This window comes from Mesorhizobium sp. M4B.F.Ca.ET.089.01.1.1 (genome assembly GCF_004022605.1).
Lineage (GTDB): Bacteria > Pseudomonadota > Alphaproteobacteria > Rhizobiales > Rhizobiaceae > Mesorhizobium > Mesorhizobium abyssinicae.
The window spans coordinates 1-13,005 of sequence record NZ_RZOS01000007.1 but is presented as its reverse complement, the minus strand read 5'-3'; the positions used below and the strand labels follow the sequence as shown (position 1 = coordinate 13,005).

Here is a 13,005-nt window from a genome sequence, read left to right as displayed (position 1 = left end):
CTCAAGCTTAAGCCGGCTGGAAATCGATATATAATGGGGTTCCATCTGGGCGCATCGCCGCTTTCATTCGCGTCTTCCGATATAGGATTGGATTGGTCTCATTGGTCAGGAACCGAAATGCGCCAGAATCTTCCATCAAGTCCTGCATGTCCTCGTAAACCTTTGCCCGCTCGTTGGGATCGTTAATGGACAGTCCCTTAGCGTTTAGCTCGTCAAAGCGTTGGCTGCGGAAGCGTTGCCAGTTCCATATACCCACTTGATCTTGCACGAACCAAGTCACGTAGTCGTACGGATCCGGCAGTCCGGAGAAGGTCATAATAAAGAGCTGCACGTCCTTCCAGCTGTCTCCCTCAGACTCCACGCCGAGTGACCAGAATGTCCCGGGATCTCGGGCATTAACCACCAGAGAAATTCCGACTTGGGACAATTGTGCCTGCACCGTCTGAGCTATGGCTGAAGTCTGGCTGTCGTTTGTACAGTCGAGGCTCAATGTCAAACCATTTACCCCAGCCTTCTCGAGAAGCTCTTTGGCTTTTGAGAGATCACCTTCCGGCGGAACCAGAGTCTTTGCGCGATGCCCAACGATACCTGGAGGAATAATACCCGTGGCCGCAATTGACTGACCGTCATACGCGGTATCTAAAACCTGTGGTACATTGATCGCCCATTGGATCGCCCTGCGGACATTTATGTCCTTCAGTTTGGGATGATCCATGTTCATGCCGATCCATGTATAACGGGTCGATGCCCTTTCCGCGATCTCCGTGTTGGCGGGCGGATTGCTCTTGAACGCCGCGAGAGAGTCCAAACCGACTACGGTGAAATCGACGTCGCCCGCCTGATAAGCACGTTCCGCTGCCTTAGCGTCCGGAATAGGCAGGATACGGATTTCGTCGAAGCCCGGCTTGGGGCCTGACCAGTCCGGATTTCTCGTGAGAAGTGCGTACTGGTTGGGCTTCCAGTCAGCCAGCACGTAGGGACCTGAGAATGCTGGCGGCTTCACACCGAAATTACCGCCGTCCTTGGTGGCTTTCCTTACCGCAGCCTCAGAAACGATTTGGCCGACGGCATAAGGCAGCGGAACAAGCCAAACAGCCGCAAATGGCGCGTTGAACACGATAACACCACTGTAGTCGTCCTCCACCTCGACGTGATTTAACGAGCCCCATTGGGGCTTGATGGGTGAATTGAGCTTGATGACGCGCTCGAAAGAGAACTTAACATCCTTGGCCGTCAGCTCGCCGTAATCGCCACTAAATTTTATGCCTTTCTTGAGGCGAAATCGGATATGCGTGGGATCAACCTGCTCGATCTTGTCTGCAGCCTCTAACTCCCAGCCCCATTCGGTGCCGGGCTTATATCGCGTGAGCTTTGAATAGATACAGTTTGTTAGGTCTACTTCCGCCGCCTGCCCGAGGAAAGCGGGATCCAGCGTGACCAGGTCTCCACTGGAACGCACCTCGAGCACCTTGCCTTCGGCCGCCCAGATGACTTGAGACAAGGGCATGCCAGCAGAGATTATGCCACCGCTTAGCGCGGCTCCTGCCCTAAGAAAGGTGCGGCGGCTTACACTTTGCATCATGTCCTCCATGGCTGTTCCCCTTGCCGAGCGACTTGCCGAGGCGTCTTGCCGTGGCCGCGGCGCCCGCGTTCCTTGCTCGGGTGTGTTTCTCTTTGGAATATACTATGGGGCAGCCAAGCCGCAGGCGGAAAAGATACCGTCAGGCATAAATTCTGTTTATGTCATGAGCTCTCGGCCTAGTTGCCGACGCAGCACTCTTTCCTTCAGAAGTTGCGGAGATGGCGTGAACCTCACTGCTGGTTGGAACGCGTCAATACCTACTATCTCGTTGTAAAAAGCGACATTTGAACCCCGGCCGAGCGGGACCAGTACCGGTCAGTTTAAGTCCCGAGCGAACTCCTTGACGTCGTCTCGTTCAAGTAAAAGCTTGTCGCCTTCCTTCGCCACGATATGTGTCTCGATGCGCCATACGTCGCGCAGCGCGCGGACAGTGGCCGAGAGCGCAATATGCACGTTCCAGTTACCGCGGGCGTACGACTTTTCCCAGTTGGAGGTTCCGCGCGCCGAGCTCGGATCGTCGGGATGCATGGTAAGTGTGTCACTGTGCTTAGCCGAAATGACCATTCCGGTGTGCGGATGCACCACGGTCCCCGCGTCGCTCGCCATCCGGAAAGTTGTCTCGCCCGTGGCTTGGTTGGTGATTACCTCGCGACAGAAAGGTTTACCAGGCTTAATAGTCTCTGTTGCCATCGGCCGAGCACTCTCTGGCTTCAGAAACGGTACAAGTTTGGAGTCTACGGCATTCGCTTTGCGCACCGGCAAGATAAGCCTGCTGGCCGCACAATGTATTGATAGACTTGCCCTCTCTGGACTAGGAAAGACAATAGGCCAATGGCTGGTGGCGATGGCGAGCCTTATGCGTTGCCCTTTTTCAAAGCGTTGCCCGCAAGACCGCAGCTTCAGGCGTATTGCTTCAGCCTTACCGGGCGTCATTGGCTTCAAATCGAGGTCGTCGTGGCGATGGGTCAAATTCAGAATGCCATAGCTCACACGGGTGGCCGAGCCGTCCTTAAACACGAGCGAAAGCGTGGCCGATAGGATTGCCACTGCTTTGTCGGAAGAGAGGGTTACCTCAAGCTCGGGGAAGCCGAGAAGGTCTACCTCCTCCAGAAGAGGCTCGGTTTCGAATACCAAGGCGTTTCCGGCTTCCATGCGCTGGTCGATGGGCTGGTCCGGCACTGCGCCATACGCGCACCAAACACCGGATGATAGCCCCGAAGTGGACGGTGAACAGATCGTAAGAACAGCATCACTGCCATCTCCTTCGGCAAGAAGTCCCGGTGAGAGCGACAGCCGTCTTTCGACAATGCTCGCCGTCGGCCAGGAAGGCTCAGCGATCCAACGGCCTGGCCGCTCGTCGTAGATGGCGGCGGGGGGCAAAGGATCCTGAATCCACGCGCGCAACATCGGCTCGTCCTCAACGCCGGTGTGGATGGCTTTAAGATGCTGGTCCCACCAGCGCAAGCATTCCTGGAGAAAGCCGATGCGAGGCCCGGGCATGGCGATGTGAGGATACTTATGAGCCCAAGGGCCGATCAGGCCTTTGCGAGGTCCCGGCAGGTTCTCGAGCATGCGCAAGATGGCGTTGGGATAGGCGTCCGCCCAGCCACCCACCGCGTAGACAGGAATCTCGATGTTGGAATAGTCCTCGCAGATAGAACCATGCTTGTAGAAATCGTCCCGACGCTGGTGCGCGAACCAGTCTTGCAGCCAGATCCCGTTGCCGTTGAGCCGCTCTTCCCAAATCTCACGCCAGCGTTCTCCCACAAGAGCTGGATCGGGCGGGGTCATGGCAATCGCCCAAGCCGCTGCCCCCCACATCAAATTTTCGCACATAAGCGCGCCGCCGAAATAGTGACATTCATCCCGGTATCGATCGTCGGTCGAACACAGCGAGATTATCGCCTTGAGGGCTGGCGGACGGCGGGCAGCAACCTGAAGGCTGTTGAACCCGCCCCAGGAGATGCCAATCATACCGACACTGCCTGAGCACCATAATTGCTTCGCCAACCATTCGATCACGGCAAGACAGTCGTCCTGCTCTTGTTTGAGATATTCGCCCCTGCAGACCCCTTCGCTATCACCCGAACCGCGCATGTCCACGCGCACACCTGCATAGCCATGCCCGGCGAAGTATGGATGGGTGAGTTGGTCGCGCTCCACAGTCCCATCCCTCTTTCGATAGGGCAGGTATTCGAGGATGGCGGGGACCGGGTCCGCCTCGGCGTCCTCCGGCAACCAGAGGCGGGCAGCGAGCTTTACCCCGTCCGGCATCGGGATCCAGACATTCTCGATCTCGCGCACTTTGCGGGGGAAGTCGGTAACAACGCGGATGTCATCCATGGTCCAATCCTCATATGCGTTCGCGCTTGCCGAACTGCCCTTGAGGTTCAGCAAGAAGGCGGCGGGTAACCTGCTGGAACAAAAGCGGTGGCAGGGATACCCGTGTTCGTCGAAGGGGGACCGGCGACCAAGTTGCGAGCGCCGTCCTCGTCCTCACCTCGAATAGACGACGAGGCTGAAGAGTCGCAGACTGAAAAGCTCGCGACTGGCATAAAGCCGATTCATATCAAACGTTGCGCTCGCTAGCCTTAGTCCCGAGTGACAGGTTTCGCGCAGACTTAGGTCAACTTGGCTCTCGCATGGAGCGCGTCAAGGCTCGGCCCAACACCCGAGCGGCGGGATGTCATGGTGGCGTGAGACCGGTCGCCTCACCGAGCCTAGTTTGCCATCAACTTCCCATCAGCCTATCTGGGGCACCTCTCAGCCTTTAGTGATAGCCCGACAAATCTCGCAATGGAGATCCGTATTCCGCGGTTGCGCAGGATCGTCACGCATCGTCCGGCTATACGACTTTATTTGACTCCGGCCAGCCAGCGGATGTTCTTCCCGCAACCGCGACCGGCCGGCGGATGCAGGCGGATCAGCGGCGGTTAATGCGCCAAATAGCAGGCCATGGCCCGTTTTCCCCAACGAGATCTCTCTCTAAAACCCGAACGTCCAAGTTATCCTTCACGCCACGATTTTAAGCTCTTAGGTGGCTCCGCACCCGACGCACCTGCACCAACATTCCACTCCCCCAAATCGATACGCTTATATTGATTCTGAAGTGACATCTTACTGACGCGGCAGTTAGTCACTTCCAATGAATTATCCGTCGCTCACATACATGTATAGCCGCCATCAACGGACAGGATGGCTCCCGTGCAATAGCTTGATGCAGGGCTGGCAAGAAACAGCACCGCGGATGCAACTTCATGGGACTCGCCCATTCTTCCCAGCGGAGTCTGCTCTAACCATCGATCATACTGAAATGAGCTTTCATTCCTCGGGGAAATTGTCATCTCTGTTGTAACATATCCTGGAGCTACCGCATTTACTCGCACATTATGCTTTGCCCAGGCACAGGCCAGCGACTTCGTCATCATGTGAATGGCGCCCTTACTGGTAATATAGGCGGTGTTGTTCTGTGGCTGCGTCACTATCATGCCGCACATGGATCCGATGTTCACGATGTTGCCCCAGCGACGGGCGATCATGTGCCGGCCAAAGGCCCTCGCACACCAAAATGCAGCATCCGAATTGACCCGCATCGTTGCCAGCCAGTCCGCGTCGGAAGTGTCGAGGGCCTCGGTTATCCGGGCTATACCGGCATTGTTAATAAGGACGTCGATCGGCTGTTCGGCATTCAGTTCGTCGGCGAGCGCCGTAACCGCATCCGGCTTTGCCACATCGATGCCGCGATGACTTGCCGCGATACCGCATGATGCGAGTTTGGCCGCAGCGGCAGCAGCGCTATTCGCGTCCAAGTCCGCGATGACAATTGACGCGCCCGCTTGGCCGAGAGCGTGAGCGATTTCAAGCCCGATACCGCGCCCCCCTCCGGTTACAATTGCACGCTTGCCGGACAGGTCGAATTTCTTCAGATAATCCATGCTGCCTTTGATCCAAGTTTGTATGTTGGCCTCGCCCCAATAAATTGACCGGGATCATGATCCCGATACGGGTGGCGCCCGTTGTTGCTTTTGCGGGTCTGTGCCACTCTGCCGGCTATCATCACTAAAACGGCCCCGCGACACGGATACGGAATGACATTGTCCAGCACCGTCCGACAGGGATCAACATTCTGCCGCAGAAACAACCCGTATAGGCAGCCTGGCCAATTGGCTTGCAATGATAGGCGCCAGCAATTGTCCTGAGAATGCGCAAAAGGATTCGCTGGCCGTAAACCCAGCTTATGTCCAGCCGCTCATGCGCAAGATCGCGAATACGCTACCTTCGCCGGCCATAACGCAAGCGTCTAGTTGCCAAACTTGGACCTCATGCTCAGGCGACCATGCTCATAGGATTTTCAATATAGCTCTTAAATATCTGCAGCAACTTTGCTCCGAGCACGCCGTCCACACAGCGATGGTCGATGGAAAGGGTAACACTCATCACCGTTGCGATGGCCATTGAACCGCTCTTGACGACTACATGCTGTCTGCCCGCACCGACTGCCAGAATCGTAGCGTGGGGGGGATTGATCACGGCAGCGAACTCTTTGACCCCCATCATGCCCATGTTCGAGATCGATGTCGTGCCGCCTTCATATTCTTCAGGCTTTAGCTTGCGATCTCTCGCGCGTTTGCCGAGGTCCTTCATCTCGGCGGAAATGACTTGAAGTGTTTTCTGTTCAGCCTTGCGTATGATCGGCGTGATCAGACCGCCTGCGATCGAGACAGCTACCCCTATGTCGACGTGCTGGTGTTTAAGAATAGCGCCCTCGGTCCAGGAGACATTCGCGTCCGGAACGTCACGCAGCGCAAGCGCCAAGGCCCTTATCACCATGTCATTGACGGACAACTTGTAGACCGGCAGTCCGTCCGCGGCCCTAGGCGCCGCACCGTTGAGTCGGGAGCGCAGTCCTAGAAGCTGATCGATCTCGCAATCCACTGCGACATAGAAATGCGGAATGGTTTGCTTCGAGGTCAGCAGACGACGTGCAATCGTCCTTCGCATCCCGTCGTTAGGTATGCGTTCATATGATCCGCCCTCAAACAGCTTAAGAACAGCGTCGTCCTTGGCACCTTTGCTTCCAGACGACGCTGCAGGAGCAGGGCCTCCAGGCGCGTCGGACCGTTGTCCAGGGGCTGCGGCAACCGAACCAGCTTCAGTCTTTATGGCAAGAACGGCGACCAGGTCCCTGACTTTTAGACCGTTAGCGCCTTCCGGAACGACAATCCTTTCCAGAGTACCGCCGGCAGCGGCCTTGATCTCTCCTGTATCGCTACCGCTTGATACTTGAGCCAAAACATCTCCGGCCTTTATGTCGTCCCCCTCGTTGAACATCCATTTTACAATGGTGGCTGCTCCCATATCGGAAACGAAGGCCGGCATTCTGACGTTGATAGGCATCGGCTCTACTGTGGCTTTTGAGGTATCTAGCGGGCTAGCGGTTTGCGGGTTCGGGCTGCTCTGCTTGGGGTACGAAGCGGAAAAATCTTCGAGCTGAACGGATGTTGGGGCTAAGAAGGCTCAAATGCTCACAGCAACAGTCCTCCGTCGATCGCGATCTCCGCCCCGGTAATGTAGCGGCTCTCGTTCGAGAGCAGGAAGAGAACGAGGTCGGCCACCTCGTCGACCGTCCCGGCCCGCTTGAGCGGAATGAGCGCGTACTGGCGCTCTCTGTCGGACGGATCCTCGGCGAGCAGCATGTCGGTTTCCACCCACCCGGGGTGGATAGAATTGACGCGGATTCCTGCTGGCGCAAGCTCTAGGGCCGCGCATTTTGTCATGCCTCGAAGGGCCCATTTCGTCGCGGAGTAGGCCATACAAGTTCGACTTCCGCGCATCCCGGCGACAGACGAGATGTTTACTATTGCGCCACCGCCGGATGCCTCGATCAGAGGTGAGACTTCCCGCATACCGAGGAAGCAACCCAACTGATTCACACGGAAGTGCTTTTCGAAGAGCGCGACGCTCGAATCCCTCATTGGCACGGGTTCATAAATCGCCGCGTTGTTGACCAGACCATGAAGTCCCGTCCCCTCCCCCTCCAGACAGCGGATCAGGCTTCGCCAGTCTTGCTCGCTAGTGACGTCGAGATGCACGTATGACGCTTTTTCACCAATAGTCGCTGCAAGTTGTTCGCCCTGCTCGTCTAGGAGGTCGCCGATGACAACCCGCCCTCCCTCCGTTGCGATTTGGACGGCTTCCGCCGCACCTTGACCTCGAGCTCCACCAGTAATCAAAACCGTCTTGCCTTCGAAGCGTTTGTCCCGCGTCATGGTAGTCCTACAGCAACGAGCAGTTGACTCCGAATACTAACCAATGGGTATGCAGACGTAAGCAGCCAGGAGTGGCACTTAAATCGCCGGAGGTTCTGAAGTTTAGTCAGATAAGTAACGAACCGTGATTCTTTTCTACTGCCCGGTGTTGATGCGACAGATGACGATTCCGACTTCCGTCGCTGACCCTTCATCAACAAGGATTTCGGCAACCACGCCTGCGGTCTCCGCCTCTATCTCAATGTTAGTTTTTTCCGACTCCACTTCGGCTAGAATCTGACCCGGAACGACCGAGGTGCCGACCGAAACATACCACTTCGTAAGATCAACCTCGACCGTCGATGCACCCATCTTCGGGATACGAACTTCAAACATGAGCATAGCTCCTTACGGCTAAGATCGCGTCTTCCAGTTGCTGCGGCTTCGGCAGAACAGCAGCTTCGAGCGCAAGATTGAACGGCATAGGAACGTCAGCTCGCGTGACACGCTTGATCGGGGCCTTGAGAGATGAAAACGCCAGCTCCCCTATTATTGCGCTCAATTCGGCGGCGAACCCACAAGTACGGTTCGTGTCGTCGTAGATTACGACGCGGCCAGTTTTCTTGACGGACTTCAACAGCCCTTCCCTGTCAAGCGGCAAGAGAGACCGAGGATCCCACACTTCGACGCTGATGTTTTTCTCCTGGGCGAGGCGCTCAGCGACAGCTAGAGCCTCGGGCACTAAATGCCCGATAGCAATGACTGTGACATCGGATCCTTCACGCTTAACGTCACCGCAACCGAAAGGGACGGCATAGATTTCCTCCGGCACCGGACCCTTTTGCGGAAGCGACATGGCTGATGCTATGAAAACGACGGGGTCGTCTTCGCGGATCGCCTGGATCATGAGGCCCTTGGCGTCGTAGGCATTCGAAGGGCAAACAACCTTGAAGCCAGCGTGTAGGAGGTACGGATAGGGATTGTCTGAGTGCTGGCCCGCGTTTCCACCCCGCGATCCAGACACCATAAGCGTGTAAGTGATTGGAAGATTTGCTTGACCTCCTAACATCAATCGCATCTTCGCCGCTTGATTGACTAGCTGGTCGAATGCGACGTAAATCAGTGAGGGAACTTGAAACTGAACGATTGGGCGCAAACCGGCCAAAGCCGCCCCCGTAGCGAAGCCGGTGAACGCTGCCTCGGAAATGGGTGTGTCGAGTACGCGGAGATCGCCGAAAGCGCCATGGAGGCCTTTCGTCTCACCGCGAATTCCACCTCGAATGTCCTCCCCGATAATCATGACACTCTCATCTGCCCCCATGGCCTGATGGTAGGCTTCGTTCATGGCCTGAAGAAATCTCAGCTGTCTCACGGCTCTACTCCCCATGCCGGAGTGTTCGGATACGGCACGGCATACATGCAATCGAGAGCCTCGGCCGGGTTCGGCGGGGGGCTGCTCCTAGCGAACTCGACGCCCCGATCGATCTCAATGTTGACCTCGGCATCGATAGCTTCAATGTCTTCTTGAGCGCACAAGCCACTTTCCATCATACGCGCCGCCCAGATCTTGATAGGGTCCCGCAACTTCCAGCGATCGACTTCCTCTTGAGATCGATAGTTCATCTTCATGTGACGCTCGCCTGTATAATGCCCAAAGTAGCGATAGGTTTGACACTCAATGAACGTTGGGCCTTTGCCGGTCCGAGCGCGTTCCGTAGCAGTGAGAGCAGCGTGATAAACGGCCTCGACGTCCATGCCATCGACGCACACACCAGGCATTCCGTAGGATTGGGCGCGAACGTAAGGGTCTAGGATCGTGACTTCTTTGAGAGGCGTCGAGATCGCGTACTGATTGTTCTCGCAGACGAAAATGACAGGAAGATCCCAAATCGCCGCGAGGTTCATCGCCTCGTGGAGGACCCCTTGGTTGATTGCTCCGTCGCCGAAGAATGAAACAGCAACGCGGTTTTCGCGAGCAGCTTTGAATTTGTGAGCCGCACCACAGGCTATAGGGGCTCCAGCGCCGACGATACCATTCGCCCCAAATATTCCAATCCCGACGTCAGCAATGTGCATGGATCCGCCGCGACCCTTATTGTATCCGCCCGTTCGCGCGAGCAGCTCAGCAAACATTCTGCCAACGTCGCCGCCCTTCGCCAGTGTGTGGCCATGCCCTCGATGGGTACTTGTGACGATGTCTGAAGTCGTGAGTGCGCCGCAAATACCAACCGCAACCGCCTCTTGCCCGCTGTACTCGTGACATACGCCGGCGATCTCGTTGTCATCGACTAGGGTGACGACCCGGTTCTCAAACTGCCTGATACGCGCCATGTCGTAATACAAGCTTCTCGCGAATTGAGCAGGCATAATGTTAGACGTCGACGCCTCTATTTTGTGTTCCAAGTTGATCTACTCCGGTCAAACCCGTTGTCGATGTGGCTACTCGATACCTATCGCCGACCAAGATTGTCGCGGCACGCAAGCCCAGAATAACTCTTTTCGAATAAACCATATTCCGGGCGTCTCGTAGACTGAAAGGATGGCGTCGGGTATAGACCTGATTGATATCAAGCCTCACAATCTTCACCCGAGGTAATCGCTTCTCGCCGTGGACCGGTGGCCGCGCATGAAGTACGAGAACGCGGCCAGCGAACTCAACGTGACGCGTTAAGATCCGCACATGACAGAACCTGAAAGGCAACTGTAGCAGTGCCGCGAACCGGGTTCCTCCCTATGCAGCAGCGGCGTGAACTGACCGCCCAGTTCTGTCCACCCAACTTTTACTGCCCGGATCGGCTGACGCGCCGGCGGTTGGCTTCGCGATAGGCCTGCTTAAAAGGCTTCCAATTGAGAGGCCGTCTCTCTCAAAGGGAGCTGTAGAGAGGATTTAACGTTTTCCAGTGTGTAAGCAAATGCAGTGGGCCTATCGAAGCGCCAATCCTTGTTGGCATACCCTCCAGAGCCCTCTTTAGGTTGTCCGCGGTGATCACCGAGCCTGCGTAAAGCCAGTTGGCCAAGTCAAGCATGGCGTCATATGCATCAGTTCAGTCGCGGTGCCGCAGGCATCCTTGAAAATCCTGATGCGGTAGTCGCGCGAAATCGCGTCTCACACTGTCGTTTCCAAACAAACCTCGCTTAAGCTCCGAACATTATAAGATGGTCCGCATTCAATCGGCGCAGCAAAATCTCCAAATTCGTGTTGTAGAACGCGCTGGGACGCTGCTTTCGTACAAGGCTAGCTTCCGGTTTCAGGTCCACGATGAATCTCGGCAGCCTGCCCGACGCTATGTGATGGGCGTCCGCCGTTCAAAGCCTCGTGACGTAGCGCGTCTACTCCTCTTGGATCATACCAATTCTGTGTATAGACAATAGGCAGCCCCGCTGCACGGCATGCATCGGAGAGCTGTCTTGGCACTCCGCAGCAGCTCTTCTCGATTGTAGATCGACCATGCCCCATCCGCTTCGATGCAGTCATGTAAATCCACCGCAATGACTACAGTGCGCTTGAACTGATCGGGCAACGTCATGTCGAGAACCTTTCCCCTTGTTCATAATTTACCCAAGGACATCTTCAAACAGCCGCGAGTCGTGATAGAAACGCTCCGAGGTCGATCGTGCCGATGCATGGGCGCACCTTCAATTGTCCGTCCAAACGGCTATTTGCCAATGAGGGCACGGAATGCGCAAGCAACCACGCCGCAATCGCGATTTGAATGCCACTTCCTGGTCAGATGGTTCAATTCTCAGGCCTGTTCGAAGAACTCTACTGCAATCAGCCGCTCTTTATTCCAGACGCTAGTGCTTTGACAGGCGAAAGATTGCTGCCCGACATAGACCATCTTCATGACAAGCTTAAAGCCGCTCGTAGGAGCATTCAATTTTTGCGCTGACACGATGCCCGCAGCGAGGGATCGCGAAAGTCCATCCCATACGCGCCTGGAAAGGGGGAGCCTAACGACCGTACGCGGCCGGCCCGGGCAGCATTAGTCCGAACGGCACGAGAGGAATAGCGGAACGACGTCCACAGGTTCTGCAGTCCTAGAGCAGTTCGCATTTAGGTTGACTTATAGCCTGCGCTTTCCATGTAGTTGTTGCATTCGTTTGGGCTGACCTGGGGTGTGGGCGATGGCGTTGTGATCGTTTGGCGGCACGGTCGGATGCAGTGCTTGAGCTTAGCAAACAGCTTCTCGATTGGATTGAGATCTGGACTGTAGGGCGGCAGGAAGAAGAGCCGCGCCCCAGCAGCTCTGACGATATCGCGGACGGCTTGGCCTTTGTGGGAACCGAGATTGTCGAGAATGACGATGTCCCCCGGCTTCAGGGCTTTGATGAGCTCGGTTGCGACATAGGCACGGAGGGCCTGCGCATTGATAGGGCCGTCAATGACCCAAGGCGCCTCCAACCCGATCATGGCGTAGCGCGGCGATGAAGGTCATGGTCTTCCAATGGCCATATGGTGCGTGGGCCATCAGCCGCTTGCCGCGCACACCCCAGCCGCGCAATGGCGCCATGTTTGTCTTGACCCATGGTTCATCCAGGAAGACCAAGCGCGTAGGGTCAATGCGGGTCTGGTAGCGCATCCATTGCGCTCGCCGGCGCATCAGCTTGGGCTTGAACTGCTCGGCCGGCAGAATGGGTTTTTTAAAACTCTTGCCCTCGCGATGCAGGAAGTGACCGACGCTCGCAGGGTGGATGATGAGACCACGTTCAGCCAGTGCCGCCGTCAACTGATGAAGCGTCACGTTGGCATCTCGCTCGACCTAGCCCAGGACGAAAGCACGATGCTCCCATCGATCAGATAGGGCCGGTGACCGCCCATCTTGCCAGGTGCCGCACTGCCAAGGCGACGCTTGCGCGCCGCCCACTTGATCACGCTCGACACCGCCACCCTCAGAGCCGCAGCTACCTCACGGCTCGTCTCGCCCTCTTCAAGTCGGGCCAGTGCTCGCTCCCGAAGATCCATCGAATAAGCCTTCGTCAGTCCCGACCTCCAACGGTCAGAACATCAAATCTGATTTGCTCATCCTTGGGAATCCCGAATCAGATAAAACGCGAACTGCTCTAGTGGTGTGATGGGATCGCAAAAAGCTTTCGCCCGAGGGACTTGGACATAAAGTGGGTTTAAGACTAGCGAAACCTTTTGCGCATTCTCAAGGCTATTGCCCGCGCCTATCA

The 13,005-nt window shown here is 56.3% G+C and carries 8 protein-coding genes and 1 pseudogene; all 9 read right to left on the bottom strand.

Annotated features, from left to right (window positions below):
- Positions 1-7 precede the first annotated feature (7 nt).
- The 9 genes and pseudogenes from EN780_RS01475 to EN780_RS01430 all read right to left on the bottom strand — a co-directional run bounded on the left by EN780_RS01475 (position 8) and on the right by EN780_RS01430 (position 12,811).
- The gene (locus EN780_RS01475; protein ID WP_126080633.1) at positions 8-1,591 is read right to left on the bottom strand and encodes an ABC transporter substrate-binding protein; all 1,584 of its coding nucleotides are present in this window, start codon (positions 1,589-1,591) and stop codon (positions 8-10) included.
- Between the two features lie 306 nt (positions 1,592-1,897).
- Positions 1,898-3,925, bottom strand: a complete 2,028-nt coding sequence (locus EN780_RS01470; protein WP_126080632.1) for a CocE/NonD family hydrolase — start codon at positions 3,923-3,925, stop codon at positions 1,898-1,900.
- An 818-nt stretch (positions 3,926-4,743) separates the two neighbouring features.
- Positions 4,744-5,517, bottom strand: a complete 774-nt coding sequence (locus EN780_RS01465; RefSeq protein WP_126080631.1) for an SDR family oxidoreductase — start codon at positions 5,515-5,517, stop codon at positions 4,744-4,746.
- A 391-nt stretch (positions 5,518-5,908) separates the two neighbouring features.
- Positions 5,909-6,979: a 2-oxo acid dehydrogenase subunit E2 gene (locus tag EN780_RS01460; protein ID WP_126080630.1), complete on the bottom strand. Its 1,071-nt coding sequence runs from the start codon at positions 6,977-6,979 to the stop codon at positions 5,909-5,911.
- Between the two features lie 128 nt (positions 6,980-7,107).
- On the bottom strand, positions 7,108-7,851 hold the full coding sequence (locus tag EN780_RS01455) for an SDR family oxidoreductase (RefSeq protein WP_126080629.1): 744 nt from the start codon (positions 7,849-7,851) through the stop codon (positions 7,108-7,110).
- A 135-nt stretch (positions 7,852-7,986) separates the two neighbouring features.
- Positions 7,987-8,226 (bottom strand): biotin/lipoyl-containing protein, encoded by a 240-nt coding sequence (locus tag EN780_RS01450; RefSeq protein WP_164762741.1) that lies wholly within the window; start codon positions 8,224-8,226, stop codon positions 7,987-7,989.
- The gene (locus tag EN780_RS01445; RefSeq protein ID WP_206516850.1) at positions 8,219-9,175 is read right to left on the bottom strand and encodes a transketolase C-terminal domain-containing protein; all 957 of its coding nucleotides are present in this window, start codon (positions 9,173-9,175) and stop codon (positions 8,219-8,221) included. Before EN780_RS01445 ends, EN780_RS01450 begins: the two co-directional genes overlap by 8 nt.
- A gap of 23 nt (positions 9,176-9,198) precedes the next feature.
- On the bottom strand, positions 9,199-10,233 hold the full coding sequence (locus tag EN780_RS01440; RefSeq protein WP_206516851.1) for a thiamine pyrophosphate-dependent dehydrogenase E1 component subunit alpha: 1,035 nt from the start codon (positions 10,231-10,233) through the stop codon (positions 9,199-9,201).
- Between the two features lie 1,651 nt (positions 10,234-11,884).
- Positions 11,885-12,811 (bottom strand): annotated as a pseudogene (locus tag EN780_RS01430) (IS630 family transposase).
- Positions 12,812-13,005 lie beyond the last annotated feature (194 nt).

Excerpts from the sequence above, each read along its gene's own strand:
- EN780_RS01475 (WP_126080633.1), bottom strand. The coding sequence starts at position 1,591 with ATGGAGGACATGATGCAAAGTGTAAGCCGCCGCACCTTTCTTAGGGCA.
- EN780_RS01470 (WP_126080632.1), bottom strand. The coding sequence starts at position 3,925 with ATGGATGACATCCGCGTTGTTACCGACTTCCCCCGCAAAGTGCGCGAG.
- EN780_RS01465 (WP_126080631.1), bottom strand. The coding sequence starts at position 5,517 with ATGGATTATCTGAAGAAATTCGACCTGTCCGGCAAGCGTGCAATTGTA.
- EN780_RS01460 (WP_126080630.1), bottom strand. The coding sequence starts at position 6,979 with ATGCCTATCAACGTCAGAATGCCGGCCTTCGTTTCCGATATGGGAGCA.
- EN780_RS01455 (WP_126080629.1), bottom strand. The coding sequence starts at position 7,851 with ATGACGCGGGACAAACGCTTCGAAGGCAAGACGGTTTTGATTACTGGT.
- EN780_RS01450 (WP_164762741.1), bottom strand. The coding sequence starts at position 8,226 with ATGTTTGAAGTTCGTATCCCGAAGATGGGTGCATCGACGGTCGAGGTT.
- EN780_RS01445 (WP_206516850.1), bottom strand. The coding sequence starts at position 9,175 with ATGAACGAAGCCTACCATCAGGCCATGGGGGCAGATGAGAGTGTCATG.